Origin of the sequence: Phenylobacterium sp. (assembly GCF_965229015.1) — a bacterium.
Classification (GTDB): Bacteria; Pseudomonadota; Alphaproteobacteria; order Caulobacterales; family Caulobacteraceae; genus Phenylobacterium.
The window spans coordinates 1,806,696-1,824,678 of the sequence record NZ_CBDDIM010000001.1 but is presented as its reverse complement, the minus strand read 5'-3'; the positions used below and the strand labels follow the sequence as shown (position 1 = coordinate 1,824,678).

19 protein-coding genes are annotated in these 17,983 nt (G+C 68.1%); 13 read left to right on the top strand and 6 right to left on the bottom strand.

The genetic code is table 11. The features are described from left to right. Positions 1–86: 86 nt before the first annotated feature. Both ACO06I_RS09125 and ACO06I_RS09120 read right to left on the bottom strand, forming a co-directional pair. Entirely contained in the window at positions 87–950 is an 864-nt protein-coding gene (locus ACO06I_RS09125) for a dienelactone hydrolase family protein (protein ID WP_421932260.1), read from the bottom strand. 89 nt (positions 951–1,039) lie between these two features. Beyond that, positions 1,040–1,696 (bottom strand): alpha/beta hydrolase, encoded by a 657-nt coding sequence (locus ACO06I_RS09120; protein ID WP_421932259.1) that lies wholly within the window; start codon positions 1,694–1,696, stop codon positions 1,040–1,042. An 81-nt stretch (positions 1,697–1,777) separates the two neighbouring features. On the opposite strand from ACO06I_RS09120, the gene ACO06I_RS09115 reads away from it, so the two are divergent. From ACO06I_RS09115 to ACO06I_RS09080, 8 genes are all read left to right on the top strand, one after another. After that, the gene (locus ACO06I_RS09115; RefSeq protein WP_421932258.1) at positions 1,778–2,122 is read left to right on the top strand and encodes an ArsR/SmtB family transcription factor; all 345 of its coding nucleotides are present in this window, start codon (positions 1,778–1,780) and stop codon (positions 2,120–2,122) included. After that, positions 2,119–2,577: an SRPBCC family protein gene (locus ACO06I_RS09110; RefSeq protein WP_421932257.1), complete on the top strand. Its 459-nt coding sequence runs from the start codon at positions 2,119–2,121 to the stop codon at positions 2,575–2,577. The genes ACO06I_RS09115 and ACO06I_RS09110 overlap by 4 nt, the downstream gene beginning before the upstream one ends. Before the next feature lie 54 nt (positions 2,578–2,631). Then, positions 2,632–3,414: an enoyl-CoA hydratase-related protein gene (locus tag ACO06I_RS09105; protein ID WP_421932256.1), complete on the top strand. Its 783-nt coding sequence runs from the start codon at positions 2,632–2,634 to the stop codon at positions 3,412–3,414. 66 nt (positions 3,415–3,480) lie between these two features. After that, entirely contained in the window at positions 3,481–3,954 is a 474-nt protein-coding gene (locus ACO06I_RS09100; RefSeq protein WP_421932255.1) for a DUF1579 domain-containing protein, read from the top strand. 106 nt (positions 3,955–4,060) lie between these two features. After that, positions 4,061–5,713, top strand: coding sequence for a choline dehydrogenase (locus tag ACO06I_RS09095; protein ID WP_421932254.1), 1,653 nt, complete (start codon positions 4,061–4,063; stop codon positions 5,711–5,713). A gap of 180 nt (positions 5,714–5,893) precedes the next feature. Beyond that, on the top strand, positions 5,894–7,282 hold the full coding sequence (locus ACO06I_RS09090) for a pyridoxal-phosphate dependent enzyme (protein WP_421932253.1): 1,389 nt from the start codon (positions 5,894–5,896) through the stop codon (positions 7,280–7,282). Continuing rightward, positions 7,279–8,445, top strand: coding sequence for a cystathionine gamma-synthase (locus ACO06I_RS09085; RefSeq protein WP_421932252.1), 1,167 nt, complete (start codon positions 7,279–7,281; stop codon positions 8,443–8,445). Before ACO06I_RS09090 ends, ACO06I_RS09085 begins: the two co-directional genes overlap by 4 nt. A 31-nt stretch (positions 8,446–8,476) precedes the next feature. Beyond that, positions 8,477–9,067, top strand: coding sequence for a TetR/AcrR family transcriptional regulator (locus ACO06I_RS09080; RefSeq protein WP_421932251.1), 591 nt, complete (start codon positions 8,477–8,479; stop codon positions 9,065–9,067). Between the two features lie 173 nt (positions 9,068–9,240). Here the strand turns inward: ACO06I_RS09080 and ACO06I_RS09075 are convergent, their stop codons facing one another. Next, a complete protein-coding gene (locus ACO06I_RS09075; protein WP_421932250.1) occupies positions 9,241–11,310 on the bottom strand; it encodes an ATP-binding protein in 2,070 nt (689 codons plus the stop codon). Positions 11,311–11,553: 243 nt separating this feature from the next. Between ACO06I_RS09075 and ACO06I_RS09070 the strand changes: the two genes are divergently transcribed. The 4 genes from ACO06I_RS09070 to ACO06I_RS09055 all read left to right on the top strand — a co-directional run bounded on the left by ACO06I_RS09070 (position 11,554) and on the right by ACO06I_RS09055 (position 15,441). Next, on the top strand, positions 11,554–12,150 hold the full coding sequence (locus ACO06I_RS09070; RefSeq protein WP_421932249.1) for a LuxR C-terminal-related transcriptional regulator: 597 nt from the start codon (positions 11,554–11,556) through the stop codon (positions 12,148–12,150). A gap of 245 nt (positions 12,151–12,395) precedes the next feature. Beyond that, positions 12,396–13,103, top strand: a complete 708-nt coding sequence (locus ACO06I_RS09065; protein WP_421932248.1) for a TetR/AcrR family transcriptional regulator — start codon at positions 12,396–12,398, stop codon at positions 13,101–13,103. Between the two features lie 103 nt (positions 13,104–13,206). After that, the gene (locus tag ACO06I_RS09060) at positions 13,207–14,559 is read left to right on the top strand and encodes an LLM class flavin-dependent oxidoreductase (RefSeq protein ID WP_421932247.1); all 1,353 of its coding nucleotides are present in this window, start codon (positions 13,207–13,209) and stop codon (positions 14,557–14,559) included. Between the two features lie 3 nt (positions 14,560–14,562). Further along, entirely contained in the window at positions 14,563–15,441 is an 879-nt protein-coding gene (locus ACO06I_RS09055) for a DMT family transporter (protein ID WP_421932246.1), read from the top strand. A 144-nt stretch (positions 15,442–15,585) separates the two neighbouring features. On the opposite strand, the gene ACO06I_RS09050 is transcribed toward ACO06I_RS09055, so the two are convergent. Together ACO06I_RS09050 and ACO06I_RS09045 are read right to left on the bottom strand one after the other, a co-directional pair. Beyond that, a complete protein-coding gene (locus tag ACO06I_RS09050) occupies positions 15,586–16,620 on the bottom strand; it encodes a calcium-binding protein (protein ID WP_421932245.1) in 1,035 nt (344 codons plus the stop codon). A 30-nt stretch (positions 16,621–16,650) separates the two neighbouring features. Next, on the bottom strand, positions 16,651–16,845 hold the full coding sequence (locus tag ACO06I_RS09045; RefSeq protein ID WP_421932244.1) for a hypothetical protein: 195 nt from the start codon (positions 16,843–16,845) through the stop codon (positions 16,651–16,653). Between ACO06I_RS09045 and ACO06I_RS09040 the strand changes: the two genes are divergently transcribed. Next, the gene (locus tag ACO06I_RS09040) at positions 16,844–17,191 is read left to right on the top strand and encodes a hypothetical protein (RefSeq protein WP_421932243.1); all 348 of its coding nucleotides are present in this window, start codon (positions 16,844–16,846) and stop codon (positions 17,189–17,191) included. The genes ACO06I_RS09045 and ACO06I_RS09040 overlap by 2 nt on opposite strands. An 83-nt stretch (positions 17,192–17,274) precedes the next feature. Here ACO06I_RS09040 and greA read toward each other — a convergent pair whose 3' ends face one another. Further along, positions 17,275–17,748 (bottom strand): transcription elongation factor GreA, encoded by a 474-nt coding sequence (gene greA, locus ACO06I_RS09035; protein ID WP_421932242.1) that lies wholly within the window; start codon positions 17,746–17,748, stop codon positions 17,275–17,277. Positions 17,749–17,983: the final 235 nt, after the last annotated feature.

The following is a 17,983-nucleotide window of genomic DNA, read 5'->3' as shown; positions in this document are numbered from 1 at the left end:
ACGCCGGTCCTCCGAGGCTTTCAGGCCAGGAACCCTGCCTGACCCGCGCCTCGGGAACCTTGATGTCGCGCAAAGCCTTCGACGGGCTAGCCCAGGCTCTTCTTGTAGAGCGCCGTCAGGGCGGCCCATGCCTTCTCGGCCTGGACGGGGTTGTAGACGGCCCCGTCCTTCACGCACCAGCCGTGCTGGGCGCCGGCATAGACCTCCACCGTCGCCGGCAACTTGGCCGCGGCGAAGGCGGCCTTGAGCTTGTCCTTGCCGTCGGGCTGCTTGGCGTCGTCGTTCTCGGCGATGGCCACCAGGAAGTCGGCCTTGGCCTTGGCCACCATCAGGTGGGGGCTGTCGGGCTTGTCGGTCACCAGGCCGCCGCCGTGGAAGGAGCCGGCCGCGCCGACCCGGGTCGGGTGGTTGGCCGCGGCGATGAAGCTGTAGGGCCCGCCCATGCAGTAGCCCTGGACGCCGATCTTCTTCTTGGCGTTGACCTGGGGCTGCTTGTCCAGCCAGGCGACATAGGCCGCCGCGTCGGTGGTCTTGGCCGGGGTGGTGAGCGGCGCGGTCAGTTCGGTCAGCTTGGCGCGGTCGGTGGGGTTGGCGAAGTCGAAGGGCCCGCTGATCACGGGCGCCTTGCGGGTGCGGTAGAAGGGATTGGGGACCAGCACCGCGTAGCCCTCGGCGGCCATGCGCCGGCCCATGTCGCGGAACGCCGGGCGCAGGCCGATGATGTCGGTGAAGATCACCACGGCGGGCCAGGCGCCCTTGCCGGCCGGGTGGAAGAAGGCGGCGTCGCAGGTCCCGTCGGCGGTGGTGATGCTGACGTCGGTCTCCACCACCTCGGCGGCCAGGGCCTGGCCAGCCAGGGCCACGCCGGTGGCCATGGCGACGGTGGAGAAGCCGCGCCGGGTCAGGCGGGAGTCGCGATCGATGCTCGCGGGGTTGAGTTCGTCGTCCATGGGGAGCCTCGCCTGATGCCGGGCGCTCGTCGGCGGCGCCGTTCAGATCAAGGTAGCGCAGATGACACGGCGCGCCAGGGGCGAGGGCCCTAGTTCAGCACCTTGTGCAGGAAGTTGCCGCCCATCTGCAGGCCGTCCAGGTCGATGCTGTGGCCCAGGCCTGGCGAGACGTGGCCGCCGACCTGGTAGCCGAGCGCCTGCAGGGTCGCGCCGCTGTGGTGGAGTGCCGCGACCGGCACCGTGGGATCGGCGTCGCCGTGCACCAGCAGGACCGGCGGCTTGCTGGTCATCTCCGACAGGCCCGATTCATCAACCAGCATTCCGGAATAGCCCAGAATGCCGGCCACCGGCCTCTGGCGCCTCAGGCCCACCTGCAACGCCATCATGGTCCCCTGGCTGAAGCCCACGAGGGCCAGCTTGTCGTCCGACAACCCGTAGCGCGCGAGCTGGGCGTCGATGAAGGCGTCGATGATGGGGGCGGTGGCGCGGGCCCCGGCGATCCGGGCCTGGGGGTCCATGTTGGTGATCGGCCACCATTGATAGCCGCCCGGCGCGCCCGGGCACACCTGTGGCGCGTTGGGCGCGATGAACAGGGTGTCGGGGAAGGCGTGCCGCCAATGCGGGACCAGGCCGATGAGGTCCTCGCCGTTGGAGCCATAGCCGTGGAGCAGGATCACCAGGCTCTTGGGGGGCGCGCCGGAGGCAGGCGGAACGAAGGGGCCGTCGAGGGCGGGGAGGGCGGTCATGGGGATTTGGTGCGGGAGCCCGGCCTCCGGGTCAAGCGGGGAGGGGCTTGTCAGGCTCCGGGGCGACTGATACTTAAGTATATGCTTAACCAACAAGCGACCCTCGACCTCATGTTCCAGGCCCTGGCCGATCCGGCCCGGCGCGGGATGGTGGACCGGCTGAGCGGCGGACCGGCCTCGGTGAGCGAACTGGCCGAGCCGCTGGCCATGTCCCTGCCGGCAGTGATGCAGCATCTGGGCGTCCTGGAGGCCAGCGGCATCGTCCGTTCGCAGAAGGTGGGGCGGGTGCGCACCTGCCAGATCGATCCGGACGCCCTCAGCCTGGCCGAAACCTGGATCAACGAGCGCCGCACCCTCTGGGCCAAGCGCCTCGACCGGCTGGGAGACTTCCTGGCCGTGCCCCCTGACAACGGAGACTCCAAATGACCCAACGTTCTGTCGCCCATGGGACCTTCGTCATCGAACGCACCTATCCGGCCGCCCCCGAACGCGTCTTCGCCGCCTGGTCGTCCCGCGACGCCAAGATGCAGTGGTTCGGCGGCCCGGAGGGCTGGGAGAGTTACACGCTCGACTTCAAGGTGGGCGGCGGCGAGCACGGCCGGGGCAAGCCGGGCGACGGGCCGGTCTACAGCTATGACGCCCAGTACCAGGAGATCGTGCCGAACGAGCGGATCGTCACCACCTACACCATGGACATGGACCAGACCCGCATCTCCGCCTCGGTGGCGACTGTGGAGCTGCGGCCCGAGGGCGCGGGAACGCGGCTGACCCTGACCGAGATGGGCGCCTTCCTCGACGGTCACGACAAGTCGGAATTCCGCGAGGGCGGCACGCGGGAACTGATGGAAGCCCTCGCCCAGGCGCTCGCCAAGTCCGCTTGACGGACGCCACGGCGCCCCGCCAGCGTCCTCCCAACAACGATGGGAGGACATCCGATGGCCTATGAATTCATCTCCGTGGAGCGCGAGGGCCCGGTCACGGTCTTCACCCTGAACCGGCCCGAGGTGATGAACGCCGTGCATTCGCCGATGCACTTCGAGATGGACGAGGCCTTCAACGCCTTCAACGCCGATCCCGACCAGTGGGTGGGCATCATCACCGGCGCCGGCGAGCGGGCCTTCTCGGCGGGCAACGACCTGAAGAACCAGGCCACCGGCGGCTCCATGGCCATGCCGAAGTCGGGCTTCGCCGGCCTGGCCCAGCGCTTCGACCTGAACAAGCCGCTGATCGCCGCGGTCAACGGGGTGGCCATGGGCGGCGGGTTCGAGATCGCCCTGGCCTGCGACATCATCGTGGCCTCCGACAACGCCGTCTTCGCCCTGCCGGAACCGCGGGTCGGCCTAGCCGCCCTGGCCGGCGGCCTGCACCGCCTGCCGCGCGCCATCGGCACCAAGCGGGCGCTGGGCATGATTCTCACCGGCCGCCGGGTCACCGCCGCCGAGGGCCACGAACTGGGCTTCGTCAACGAGGTCAGCACCCAGGCCGAGCTGATGGCGACGGCCAAGCGTTGGGCCGCCCAGATCGCCGAGCTGTCGCCCATGTCGGTGCGGGCGTCGAAGGAGGCGGTCTATCGCGGCCTGGACGAGCCGAGCCTGGAGGCGGCCATCGCCGGCCAAAACCGCTATCCGGCCATCTCGGCCCTGTTCCGCTCGGAGGACTTCGTCGAGGGGCCGATGGCGTTTGCTCAGAAGCGCGCGCCCAACTGGAAGGGCAGGTAGGCGGTAGCTGACAAACCCTGTCAGCAGGGTGGCGGTAGGTGGGAGCTCCAGCTTGAGGAGTGATCCATGTCCGCCGCCGCCCAGACCTCGCGCCACGCCTTCGACTTCAATCACGGCGACTGGATCGTCACCAACCGCCGCCTGAAGGGGCGGGGCGTGGGTTCGACGGACTGGGATGTCTTCGAGGCCCGTCAGCGCTCCGACCTGCGGCTTGGCGGCATGTGCAGTCTCGACGAAATCGACTTCGCCGCCCAGGGCTTCAAGGGGATGACCTTCCGGCTCTACAGCCCCGAGCGCGACGAGTGGACCATCTGGTGGATCACCGACCGCGACGGGGTGATGCAGCCGCCGGTGATGGGCCGGTTCGAGGGGACGCACGGGACCTTCCGTGGCGAGGACATGGATGGCGACCGGCCGGTGCAGGTGGTGTTCGACTGGCGGACCGCCGATCCCGAGGCGCCGCGATGGAGCCAGGCCTTCTCCTATGATGGCGGGAAGAGCTGGGAAACCAACTGGATCATGGAGTTCCGCCGTCCGTGACGCTGGCGTCAACTTTATGAAGGCTGACGCGGCGTACGGTCTTGTTTCGGGCGTTGAGGCTTGTAAGGGTTCGGCCAAATAAGCACGCCAAGGGACGGGGCCGCGCATGGACCGCTACGACTACATCATCATCGGGGCCGGCTCGGCCGGTTGCGTCCTGGCCAATCGCCTGACCGAGGACCCCACGGTGAAGGTCCTGCTGCTGGAAGCCGGCGTGAAGGACAATTCCCTGATGGTCCGCATGCCCGCCGGCGTCGGCGGCCTGATCGGCGCCAAGGGCACCTACAACTGGGGCTTCTGGACCGAGGAAGAACCCAACCTCAACAACCGCAAGCTCTGGTGGCCGCGGGGCAAGGGCTGGGGCGGGTCGAGCTCCATCAACGGCATGATCTATATCCGCGGCCACGCCCGGGACTATGACCAGTGGCGCCAGATGGGCCTGCAGGGCTGGTCCTACAAGGACGTGCTGCCTTACTTCAAGCGCTCCGAGAGCCTGGAGGGCGGCGGCGACAAGTGGCACGGCGGCGACGGTCCGCTGGCGGTCACCAAGGCCTCCGACCCCAACCCGATCTACAAGGCGACGATCGAGGCGGGCCGTCAGGCCGGGCACAAGGTCACCAGCGATTTCAACGGCTTCCAGCAGGAAGGTTGGGGCCCCTATCAGCTCACCATCAAGAACGGCGAGCGCTGGAGCGCCGCCCGCGGCTATCTGCATCCGGTCCTGAGCCGCACCAACCTGACCTGCCTCACCGGCGCCCGGACCACGCGGATCGTCATCGAGAACGGCCGCGCCACCGGGGTCGAGTTCATCGACGACAAGGACGTCAAGCAGGTGGTTCAGGCCGGCCGCGAGGTCCTGCTCTGCGCCGGCGCCGTGCAGTCGCCGCACATCCTGCAACTGTCGGGGATCGGCGATCCGGAGGAACTGACCAAGCACGGCGTGCCGGTGGTCCATGCCTTGAAGGGCGTCGGCGCCAACCTGCAGGATCACCTCGACGTCACCCTGTCGTGGGAATGCCCGCTGCCGATCACCGTCTTCTCGGCGCGCAAGGGTATCAAGACCGCCCTGATCGGCCTCAACTACCTGCTGTTCAAGAAGGGCCTGGGCTCCAAGCAGATGCTGGAATCGGGCGCCTTCCTGAAGTCGCGGCCCGACCTCGACCGCCCCGACCTGCAGGTCCACTGCGTCCTGGCCGTCATGCAGAACCACGGCAAGACCCAGGTGGCCAAGGACGGCTTCACCTTCCACGTCTGCCAGCTGCGGCCCGAGAGCCGCGGCCGGGTGGGGCTGAACTCCGCCAACCCGCTGGACGATCCCGCGATCTTCGCCAACTACCTGTCGGCCGAGGAAGACCGCCGCGCCCTGCGCGAGGGGGTGAAGATGATGCGCGAGGTGGCCCGCCAGCCGGCCCTGGACAAGTACCGCTCCACCGAGCTGTTCCCCGGCGAGGCGGTGCAGACCGACGAGCAGATCGACGCCTGGATCAAGGAGGTGGCCGAGACCATCTACCACCCGGTGGGCACCTGCCGCATGGGCGCCGCCGACGACCCCATGGCGGTGGTGGATGGCGAGCTGAAGGTGCGCGGCATCGCCGGCCTTCGCGTCGTCGACGCCTCGGTCATGCCGACCCTGGTGGGGGGCAACACCAATGCGCCCACCATCATGATCGCCGAGAAGGCCGCCGACATGATCCGCGGCAAGGCGGCCCTGCCGGCCGACGACGCGCCGGTCTATGAGGACGGCCAGAAGGCGGCTTAGGGCCTCAGCGGGATGCGGGCGGAAGACCGGATTCCACTTTTCCTCATCCCGCTTTGGGGCAAGCTTCTCCACGGTCGATACGGCCGTGGAGTTTTTTCTGCTCCATATTGCGCGGACTCGCGGCTGATGCGTTCCTAGGGCGACACACGCCGATCTCACGAGCGTGAGCGAGGACGCCCCATGGACTCCCAACCCCTGCCCGGGCCGGTCGGCTCGGCGCTGGACCTGATCGGCCGCACGCCGATGATCGAGCTGGCCGGCTTCGACACCGGCCCCTGCCAACTGTTCATCAAGCTGGAGAGCGCCAATCCCGGCGGCTCCATCAAGGATCGCATCGCCCGCTCGATGATCGAGGCGGCCGAGGCCGACGGCTCCCTGAAGCCTGGCGGGACCATCGTCGAGGCCACGGCCGGCAATACGGGCCTGGGCCTGGCCCAGGTGGGAATCCTAAAGGGTTACAAGCTGTTGCTGGTGGTTCCCGACAAGATGTCCCGGGAGAAGATCCAGCACCTGAGGGCCATGGGGGTCGATGTCCGCATCACCCGCTCCGATGTCGGCAAGGGCCATCCGGACTATTATCAGGACATGGCCCTGGCCCTGGCGGCGGGCATCCCCGGCGCGGTGTTCGTCAACCAGTTCGCCAACCCGGCAAATCCCCTGGCCCACGAGACCTCCACCGGCCCGGAGATCTTCGAGCAGATGGGCGGGAAACTCGACGCCATGGTGGTGGGGGTGGGCTCCGGCGGCACCCTGACCGGGCTGGGCCGCTACTTCGCCAAGGTGTCGCCGAAGACAGAAATGGTGCTGGCCGATCCGGTGGGCTCGATCCTGGCGCCCCTGATCAACACCGGCGAGACCATAGAACCCGGCTCCTGGGTGGTGGAGGGGATCGGGGAGGACTTCATCCCCGACAACTGCGACCTCTCCCTGGTGGCCAAGGCCTATTCGATCCCCGACAGCGAAAGCATCGGCGCCGCGCGCGATCTGCTTCGAAAGGCTGGGGTTTTGGGCGGATCCTCATCCGGCACCCTGCTGGCCGCGGCCCTGCGCTATTGCCGCGAGCAGACGACGCCCAAGCGGGTGGTGACGCTGGTCTGCGACACCGGCTCGAAGTACCTGTCCAAGGTCTACAACGACAGCTGGCTGGCCGAGCAGGGGCTGACGGCGCGGGCCCTGCATGGCGACCTGCGCGACCTGATCGCCCGCACCCCCAGCGAGGGCGGGGCGGTGACGGTGGGGCCGACCGACACCCTGCTGACCGCCTACAACCGCATGCGCCAGGCCGATGTCTCGCAGCTGCCGGTGCTGGACGACGGGCGGCTGATCGGGCTGATCGACGAGAGCGACCTGCTGGACGCCATCGAGGAACGGCGGCCCGACAAGCGGTTCTCCCAGCCGGTCAGCTCGGCCATGACCGCCAAGCTGCACACCCTCCAGGCCCATGAGCCGCTGGAGGCCCTGCTGCCGATCTTCGACAAGGATCACGTGGTCCTCGTGCTCGACGGGCGCGAGTTCCTGGGGCTGATCACCCGCATCGATCTCATCAACTATCTGAGGCGCGCAGCGTGACCGACGGCAAGAACCGCTTGGATTTCAACACCCGCGCCATCCATGGCGGGCAGTATCCGGACCCCAGCACCGGGGCGGTGATCACCCCGATCTACGCCACCTCGACCTACGCCCAGTCGAGCCCGGGGGTGCACCAGGGGTTCGAGTACAGCCGCAGCCAGAACCCCACCCGGTTCGCCTTCGAGCGCGCCGTGGCGGACCTGGAGAGCGGGGCCAAGGGCTACGCCTTCGCCTCGGGCCTGGCGGCCATCGCCACCCTGTTGGAGGTGCTGGACGCCGGGGACCACGTGATCGCCACCGACGACCTCTATGGCGGGTCGTTCCGGCTGTTCGACAAGGTTCGCAAGCGCTCGGCGGGCCTGGAGTTCAGCTTCGTGGACCTCAGCGACCTGGCCGCGGTGGAGGCGGCGATCTTGCCCAACACCAAGCTGCTGTGGGTGGAGACCCCCACCAATCCCCTGCTGCGGCTGGCCGACCTGGAGGCCCTGGCGGCCCTGGCCAGGAAGCACGGGATCATCGCGGCGGCGGACAACACCTTCGCCAGCCCCGCGATCCAGCGACCGCTGGAGTTCGGGTTCGACGTGGTGATGCACTCCACCACCAAGTACCTCAGCGGCCATTCCGACATCGTCGGCGGCTGCCTGGTGGTGGGGGAGAACGAGGATCTGCTTGAAAAGCTTACCTTCCTGCAGAACGCGGTGGGGGCGGTGGCCTCGCCCTTCGACAGCTTCCTGGCGCACAGGGGGATCAAGACCCTGGGGCTGCGGATGGAGCGGCACTGCGCCAACGCCCTGAAGATCGCCACCTGGCTGGAGGGCCGCAAGGGGGTGGAGCAGGTGATCTATCCGGGGCTGGCCAGCCATCCGCAGCACGGTCTGGCCCGGCGGCAGATGACCGGCGGGTTCGGCGGGATGATGTCGGTGGTCGTGGATGGAGGACTCGAGGCTTCGCGATCTGTCCTCGAGAAGACCCGGCTGTTCACCCTGGCCGAGAGCCTGGGCGGGGTTGAGAGTCTGATCGAGCACCCCGCGATCATGACCCACGCCTCCATCCCGGCCGATACGCGCCGCCGTCTGGGCATCCATGACGGACTGATCCGGCTGTCGGTGGGGATCGAGGACGCCGACGACCTGATCGCCGACCTGGATCAGGCTCTCGGCTAGACAAAACGACCGGTCGTGCTAAAATCGCGGCATGGGAAAAGGCGCCACCACCCGCGAGGCCATCGTCAGCCAGGCCCTGGACAGCGCGGTGCAGATCGGGCTGTCGGGGCTGTCTCTAGGGCCCCTGGCCGAGGGGCTGGGCCTGTCGAAGAGCGGGCTGTTCGCTCACTTCAAATCCAAGCAGGCCTTGCAGTTGGCGGTGCTGCAGGAGGCCATCGACCGGTTCCGGATCCGGGTCGTCGAACCCGGCCTGCAGGCGCCCCGCGGGCGGCCGCGGATGGAGGCGCTGATGGCCCGCTGGTTCGGCTGGATCGAGGGGGAGCCCGGCATGGGCGGCTGCCTGTTCGCGGTCGCCGCCCAGGAATATGACGACCGCCCCGGCGCCCTGCACGACCTGCTGGTGGAGAGCCAGACCGCCTGGCACGAGACCCTGGCGCGGGTGGCGACCGACCTGCCGCGCGGCGGGTCCGCCCCGGCCGACTTTGGCCGACAAGTGGCCTTCGAGGTGTCGGGGGTTTCCCTGGCCTTCCAGCAGCAGGCCAAGCTGTTCAGGGCCCCCAATGCGCGGGCCCGGGCCGAGGAGGCGCTGGCCCGAATCCTGGACGACGCCGAGGCGGGCTGAGGCGCTGAGATCCTCCCCCAGCGCGCAGCGCGATGTGGGGGAGGTGGCGCGCGCAGATATGCGCGTGACGGAGGGGGAGGCGGGCAGAGCGTCCGCAAACAAGAGTCAAAGTCCCCCTCAGTCAGCCTGCGGCTGACAGCTCCCCCAGAGGGGGAGCATCTGACGGCCACGACCTACTCTTCCCCCAGCGCCGGCTGCAGGTGTTCGGCGATGCGTTGGAGGAGGGCCGCCGCGCCGATGGGTTTGGAGACGAAGTCGTCCATGCCGGCCTCGCGACATTCGGTGACCTCGTCGGGGGAGGCCGCGGTGACGGCGATGATGGGGATGGCGGCGACCGGGCCGGGCAGGGCGCGGATCGCCCGGGTGGCCTCCAGGCCATCCATCCGGGGCATGTGGACGTCCATCAACACCAGGTCGAAGCGGCCGGTCTTCACCGCCTCGACGGCGGCGACGCCATCCTCGGCGAACTCGAAGCGCAGGCCCGCGCCCTCCAGGACGATGGCGGCCACCCGACGGTTCAGGGGATGGTCCTCTGCCACCAGGATCAGGGGGTCGCCCGGCTGGCTCTCCCCGACGGGGTTACGCGCGCCGCCCGCGGGCGGCGTGGCGACGGCGTCGGTGGCCTCGAAGGGAATCTCGCAGACGATGCGAGCCCCGCCCTGCGGGGCGTTCTCCGCCCAGATGCGGCCGCCCATCAGGGTGACCAGCTCGCGGCAGATGGCCAGGCCCAGGCCGGTGCCACCGTGCTTGCGGGTGGCGCCGTTGTCGGCCTGGATGAAGGGTTCGAACAGGCGCTCGCGCTGATCCTCCTCGATGCCCGGGCCGCTGTCGGTGACCTCGAAGCGCAGGTTCGAGCCGCGGCCGATGCGACGGGCGGCCAGGGTGACCTCGCCGCGATCGGTGAACTTGATGGCGTTGTTGACCAGGTTGGAGAGCACCTGGCGCAGGCGCCCGGCGTCGCCCAGAAGGGTGGGGGGCAGGCGGCTGAGGCTGACCTTCAGGCTGATTCCCTTGGCCTCGGCGGCGAAGCGCCAGACGTCGCCGACGGCGGCGACCGACTCGGCCGGCGAGAAGGGGCGGGGATCCAGCATCAGGGCGCCGGCCTCGACCTTGGCGAGGTCCAGCACCTCGTTGAGGATCGACAACAGGCCCTGGCCGGAGGAGCGGATGATGTTGACCAGCTCCAGGTCGTCCCGCGCCAGGGCACGGTGCGACAGGGCCTCGGCGACGGCCAGGATGCCGTTCAGGGGCGTGCGCAGCTCGTGGCTCATGGTGGCGACGAAGCGCGACTTGGCCTGGTTGGCCACCTCGGCGGTCCGCCGGGCGGCCTCGGTCTCGCGGGCCAGGGCCTGGAGGGCCGCCTTCTGGGTCTCCAGCCCGGCGCTGAGGGTCTCCAGCTCGAGGACCGTGCCCCGCAGCTCGGCGTTGGCCGCCCTCAGGGCCTCGTCCACCTGCAGACGCTTGGTGATGTCGCGGCAGGCGCCGATGAACTTCCGTTCCCCGCCGATCACCGCCTCGCCGATGGAAAGCTCGATGGGGACGATGTGGCCCAGGCGGTGGCGCAGGGGAAGGGCCCGGGGCCCGACATTGAGGATGCCGCTGACCCCGCTCTCCAGATAGCGCTCGATCTGGCCCTGGTGGCTGCTGTGATAGGGCTCGTCCATCAGGACCTGGATCGGGCGGCCCACCAGCTCGGCCTCGGTCCAGCCGGTCAGGCGGACGGCGGCCTCGTTGGCCCCCTCGATGACCCCGTCGGTGCGGATCACGATCATGGCGTCGGCGGCGTGGGTAAGGATGGCCCGCAGCCGATCCTCCAGGGCGCGCAGCTTGGCGATCCCCTCCTCCCGCGCGGTGACGTCGTTGACGCTCAGGACCAGGCCGCGCTGCTGTCCGTCGACGCTGCGGGGCAGGAAGGAGACCCGCAGGGTGCGATCCTCGCCGGAGGCTGCCACCAGCTTGGTCATGCCCGCCTGGCCGGCAAGTGCGGCCTCCACCAGGGGGGCGATCGCCGCGGCGTCGGCGGGGTCGAACAGCTCGGCGAGGCGCACGCCGGTCCTGGCGGGCCAGTTGGCGTCCGCGCCCTCGCGAGTGACGCCGGCGGCCGAGACCAGGCGAAGGTGTTCGTCGAAGTCCAGGGCGAGCAGAGAGAAGCGGTGGCGGAAGAAGGTGGTCGCCGGGGCGTCGGCGAGGGCCTCGCGAACCCGAGCCTGGGCGGCCTCGGTCGCGGCTTTCTGGTCAGGCATCAGGCTTCTCGAATCACCCCCGTGATCCCGCAGCTTCGAGCCAAGCCGATGCGTCGGGAATCCTACCCATGGCCTGGCCATCAGGCGTGAAAACCCGAGGTTTCCTGCGCCAGATCAAGGCGCGACGGGGCCGGGAGGCTGAATGGCTAGCCGCTCGGCCAGGTGACGAGGGGGTGGAAAGACCCTAGTTGCGGCAGGGCCATCTGTCCGCCCCACGGGCCCCCAGGAGATTTCGCCATTCCGATGCGCGCCGTGATCGTCAGCAGCCAGCCGCTCTGCCGCGACGCCCTGGCCGCCATTGTGCGCGAGGATCTGGGCGCCGCCGAGGTGGCGACCGTCGCCGATCTGCCGGGCGTGGAGCGCGACCGCAAGCTCGACCTCGCCCTGCTGGACCTGCCCTCCGAGGCCGATCCGGCGCGCTGGATCGCCCGCGGGGCCCAGATCGCGGCGGGCCATCGGGTGCTGGTGGTTCCGAAGCGCGACCTGGCTCTGGCCCGCCTGGCCCACGCCCATGGCTACAAGGCCCTGCTGCCCAAGAGTTCGGAACGCCCCCTGATGGCTGCGGCCCTGAGGCTGGTCCTGGCCGGGGGGGAATACTTCCCCTGTTTCGAGGAGCTGGCGGCCCGGCCCGAACCGGCCCCGGAGACCGGGGTCGACCGGCTGTCGCCCCGCCAGCGCGAGGTGCTGACCGAGATCGAGCTGGGCCGGACCAACAAGGAGATCGCCAAGAAGCTGGGCATCTCCATCGCCACGGTGAAGCTGCACGTCCAGGCCATCCTGGCCGCCACCGGCGCCCGCAACCGCACCGAGGCGGTGAGCCGGCTGAAGCTGGCGGGGTAGGGGGGCGGGGGCCTGGAGACGCCGGCCGCGTGCGCCCCACCGCTAGCCGCGGCGGCGGAGCGCGGCCGCTTGCGGGCATCCTGTCCTATGGCCTGCGGAGGCGAAGAGCTGACCTTCTCGAGAAGCACGTCGCCAGTGTGTTATGAGCCTTGGCTCCAGGCGATTGAAAGCTAGAGCCCATGAGCGAAAGGTCCGGCCTCAGAACGCGCAGGGGCGCAGGGGTCTACCAGACCGGACGGGATCGGGTGGGCCAGATCCTGGATGTCTCGCTCGATATCCTGATCGAGAGTGGATATGAGGCGCTCTCGTTGCGCGAGGTCGCCCGACGTTGCGGCGTGCAGATCGGCGCGGTCACCTACTACTACAAGGGCCGGAACGACCTCCTGCAGGACGTGCTCAACATGGTCCTGGCGCCCTACGGCGAGAAATTCGGGGCGATCCGGGCCGCCTCGGACCTGTCGGCGGAGCAGAAGCTGGAACGGTTGATCCGGCTGCTTCTGGAAGACATTCAAACGAAAAAGACGACCCGGCTCTTCCCGCACCTCTGGGTGCTGGCCAACCACGACCCCTTCGTGGCCCGCGCCGTGGATCGCATCTACGTCCTGGAGCGGCTGACCCTCAACAGCCTGATCGCCGAGATCAATCCGCACCTTAGCCACCAGGAACGGGAGACGCTTGCCGTCTTCATCTCGGCGTCGGTCGCGGGATCGACGATGTTCGTAGGGTTCGAAAAGCCCTGGTCGACCGAACTGCCCCTGTACAGCGCCATCGCCTGCCGCGCCCTGGTCGACCTGGTCAGGACGATCAAGCCAGAGGAACTGGAAGCCCTTGGCTGGCGACAAGGGGATGCAAAGCCCGACTGGAAGACACCAACCCTGCTGACGGCCGAGGATTTCCAAGCCCTGCTAGACGAGTGGGAGGCGAGCTCCACAGAAGGCGACGAACGACCCTGAATGCGGGTCACATCCCGAACATTGGTCAGTTGACCAATGTTCGGGGCCTGTGCTTAGGTCGGCGTCGCGTCGAAGCGCGGCGCGGTCAGCACACGGGACCCCCATGGGCAAAGAGCTTCGCCTCAACGCGTTCGCGATGAACTGCGTCGGGCATCAGGCGCAGGGCCTATGGCGGCACCCACGTGACACCTCGGCGGATTACCGGTCGCTCGACCATTGGGTGGAACTGGCCAAGCTTCTGGAGCGCGGGAAATTCGACGCCCTTTTCCTCGCCGACGTGCTCGGGGTGTACGACGTCTACGGCGGCAGCCCCGACACCGCCTTGCGTGAAGCGGTCCAGGCGCCGGTCAACGATCCGCTCCTGATCATCCCCCCAATGGCGCATGCCACCGAGCATCTTGGCTTCGCGGTGACGTGCAATCTATCGCAGGAGCCGCCGCTGCCGTTCGCGCGACGTATGTCGACGCTCGATCACCTGACGGATGGCCGCATTGGATGGAACGTCGTCACCGGCTACCTCGACAGTGGCGCCAAGGGGGCGGGACGGGACAAGCAGGTCTCCCACGACGTGCGCTATGACATCGCCCAGGAGTTCATGGAGATTCAATACGGGCTCTGGGAAGGCAGTTGGGAAGATGGCGCGGTGCGCCGTGATCGGGCGGCGGGCGTGTTCACCGACCCTGCCAGGGTCCATCGCGTGACCCACCAGGGCGAGTACTTCAGGATCGACAGCGTCCATCTGTGCGAACCATCGCCTCAGCGCACGCCCGTCATCTATCAAGCCGGATCGTCGGCAAAGGGGACCGCGTTCGCGGCTCGCCACGCCGAGTGCGTCTTCATCGGCGGGAACACGCCCAGCAAGATGGCCGAGGACGTCGCCAAGCTGCGTGACCTTGCGGTCGAGTTCGGCCGGGCGCGGTCAGATATTCTGGTGTTCGCGCTGGCCACGGTCGTCACCGCAGCCACCGACGAGGAGGCCGAAGCGAAGTTCGTCGACTACCAAGGCTACGTCAGCGAAACAGGGACCCTGGCCCTGATGTCGGGATGGGCCGGGGTCGACCTGTCGAAACCTGACCAGGCGAAGGCCGGCGCCGCGAGCAGCAACGCCATCCAGTCGGTAGCCGCCAGCATCGCAAGCGGCTCGGCGCCCGCCGGGCGTCGCGTGGGCCGCAAGGTGGGCCTCGGCGGTGGAGGGCCAGCCATTGTGGGCGGTCCGAAGCGCGTGGCCGATGAACTTGAGGCGTGGGCCGAGGAAGCCGACCTCGACGGCTTCAATCTGGCCTATGCGGTCATGCCGGAGACCTTCGCCGATATCGTCGAGCACCTCGTTCCTGAATTGCAGCGCCGCGGCCTGTTCAAGCGGAGCTATAGTCCGGGCGCCTACCGGGAAAAGCTCTTCGGCGCTGGTCCCCGCCTCGGAGACCACCATCCAGCCGCCCGCTATCGCCGTCCTTGAACCATGAGCCTGCCTCCCTCGGCGCGTGCTGCGAGGCCGGGCGTCAGGGCGATCGCCCTGACGGTCGCCGCGATGTTCGCGTTCGCGGCCAACTCAATTCTGTGTCGCCTCGCCCTTGCCCACAGTTCGATTGATCCGGCCAGCTTCACCCTCGTCCGGATCGGCTCAGGCGTCGTGGCGCTCTGGATCATCCTGGCCGTGGGACGGAAGGCGCGCGCCGTGGGCGGAACATGGCGGGGCGCGCTTGCGCTGTTCGCCTACGCCGGCGCTTTCTCTTGGGCCTATGTCACCCTCTCGGCCAGCACGGGGGCATTGCTCCTGTTCGGCGCCGTGCAGGCGACGATGGTCATGACCGGCCTGGTTCGCGGCGAGAAACTGACGGGGCCGCAATGGCTCGGCTTCGTCCTCTCCCTGGCCGGCTTGACGGTCCTCCTGATGCCGGGCGCTTCGGCCCCGCCGCTTGCTGGCGCCCTTCTGATGATCGCCGCCGGCGTCGCCTGGGGGGCCTACTCGCTGCTCGGGCGTGGGGCCGCCGATCCGCTCGTCGCGACGGCCGGAAACTTTCTGCGCGCCCTCCCGCTGGCCGCCGTGGCTTGTGCAATTGCATCGGCGGCGGGCACGCACCAGGCCCCGGACGGCGTGCTCTATGCGGTGCTGTCAGGCGCCCTTGCTTCTGGAGTGGGCTATACGATCTGGTACGCAGCCCTGCCTTCGCTCTCGCCGGTCCAAGGCGCGTCAGTACAACTGAGCGTCCCCGTCATCACCGCGCTTGCCGGGACACTGACGCTGGGCGAGGGAATTTCAGTCCGCTTGGCGCTCACTTCGATGGCGATCCTGGGGGGCATCGGTCTGGTCATCGCCAGACGGCCGCGGGACCTGTGAGCCCCTCCCAGGACTGCTGGTCGCGTCCGCAAAAGGATCAAGACACGGGCCCGATGTTTGCGTGGCGCGAACGTGTGCTTCCTGGCTAATCGCCGATGTCCGTATTGGGGCCGAGCGGACGAGTTCTTGCTGAAGCCGTGGCGCCTAGCCCGAGATCAGCCAGCCAACGGGTAAGGTTGCAGCGTCTACGCCCACCAGGATCATCTGAGTTCCTTCGAGCTCGATGACCGTATCGGCGCCGACCTGGCGCAGCATGTAAGGCGTGCCGGCCTGCTCGAATTTCACCCGATCGCCCTGCGCGACAGAGAAATCCAGCACCCGATCGACGCCGGCCCCGGCGAAGGTATGAAAGATGTCCCGCCCCGTGCCGCCCGACAGGGTGTCGTCGCCCCGGTCGCCGGAGAGAAAGTCGGCGCCCTCTCCCCCCTGAAGCTCATCGTTGTTCTGTCCCCCGCGGAGAAGATCGTCGCCATACGAGCCGATCAGGGTGTCATCCCCCATATTGCCGAAGATGAGATCTCCGCTCAGGCTGAAGACGTCGGGTCCGTCCCCATTCAGAAGGTCGTTTCCCTGGCCGCCGACGACCCAGTCATATCCGAGCCCGCCATAGAGGGTGTCGTCGCCCATATTTCCGTGCAGGTCGTCGAAGCCAGCCTCGCCCAATAGCCGGTCGTTGCCTGCGCCGCCGCGCTGAAAATCGTCCCAGACGGTGCCCGTCACGGTGTCGTTCCCGCCGCCCGCGACAATGGAGCGGCCGGCGAGATCATCGTCGCCCTCGGTGATGGCGCCAGGCAGGTCCACCCGAACGCGGATAAGCGCGTAGCCGGGGCTGGTGCTCGGGCTCCACAGGGCGTTGATGAAGTAGAGGCCTGTGTAGGGGGCCACAAATCCCGACAGGTCCTGGACTGACGATTGATAGCTCTGCGCCAGGCTGGCGCCATCCTGGTCGTAAAGAACCAGCCCGTTGGGACGTATCCAGAGGTTCTGGTTCAGGATCTCGATCTTTGAGCCGGCCGTCAGCTGAATCTCAAAGATGTCGCTCGCCCCGATGTTGGATTGCGGGCGGAACTCGGCGCTCAGATCCCAATGGTCGCCAAACTCGGGCGCCGGCTGCAGGGTGATCGCGGTCTGGCGAAGGGAGAGCGGCAGCGCCGTGGCGATGGTGGTTGAGTAGCTCATGACGCGCCCCGAACTTGAATGCGCTGCAACCTACACGAGCTTGGCCGTGCGACTAGCTTCTTCCCGACGGAGTTCCAGCTTGATCTGCTGGCCAGGATCGGCGCTGGGGCGGCGGCTGGCCTCCGCGATGTCCCACGACGCCGTCGGATGTCGCTTGGAACAGAGGGCGCCCAAAGGGCTTGTCCCTTTGGCATAGGCGGCGAGAGGAACGAAAACCAAAGCCATGACCGGCTCCGGCTCGCTGTTTTCCGACGCATTGCTGATGCTTCTGCAGATTTACGTCTTCATGGGCGGCTGGATCGCGAGCCTGATCGGCATCGGCCTATGTGTCGCGAGCAAGGGCCTGGGCGCGACCTGGGCGACGATCAGCCTGACCGGTGTCGCCTGCCTGGCCCCGCCGGCCGTTCTGGTTGGCGGCAGTCTGGTGGTTGACGCCATGCCCTGGGTCGACACCAGCAATCTCGGAATGTGGATCACCGCCGGACTTGCCGCGGTCCTGATCCTTTCGGGACCGATCGCGGCGTTGAGGTTGTTTCTTCGCCTGTCAGGGTCCGCCCACCCGCCAACCTGATCGCCTCTCTCGCCAACCCGCGCCCGCCCAGGGCTTGGGGACGTTTGCTTGTGACCGCTCGTGACGGATCGGAGGGTCGGCCGTCAGATCCACTCGACCTTCGTGACCTCGTACGCATTCAGGCCGCCGGGACTTCTCACCTCGACGACGTCACCGCTCTCCTTGCCGATCATGGCGCGGGCGATGGGGGAGGTGATCGAAATGCGGCCGTTCTTCACGTCGGCCTCATGCTCACCCACGATCTGGTAGCGGGCCGGTATCTCGGTATTTTGGTCGACGACGGAAACGGTGGCGCCGAACTTGATCTGGGTTCCGGACAGCTTGCTGACGTCTATGACCTGCGCGCGCGCCATCATGTCGCCGATCTGAACGATTTGGCCTTCGATCCACCCCTGCCGGTCCTTGGCGGAATGGTACTCGGCGTTCTCCTTGAGGTCGCCGTGGAGGCGCGCCTCCCCGATCGCGACGGTTACGGCGGGCCGCTCGATCGTCTTGAGCCGCTTCAAGTCTTCGTCCAGGGCGCGAAAGCCCTGAACCGTCATAGGCACTTTATCCATGGCGATGGGTGACTCGGCTCGTTTAAGGGGAAATCTGGAGCACACGGACGGCATGAGCAGATGTCCGCGACGGAGGTGGCCGCTTCTCGTTAGCACGATTACCGCCGGGACTTGGCCGCCGATGTCACAACCCAGACGTCTGCCCTCGCACAGATGCCAACTTTCGCTCATGGCGCAGAGTGGACGCCCGGCCATCGACCGCGGAGGGGACCGGACGGGGGATCAGCGGGCGCCC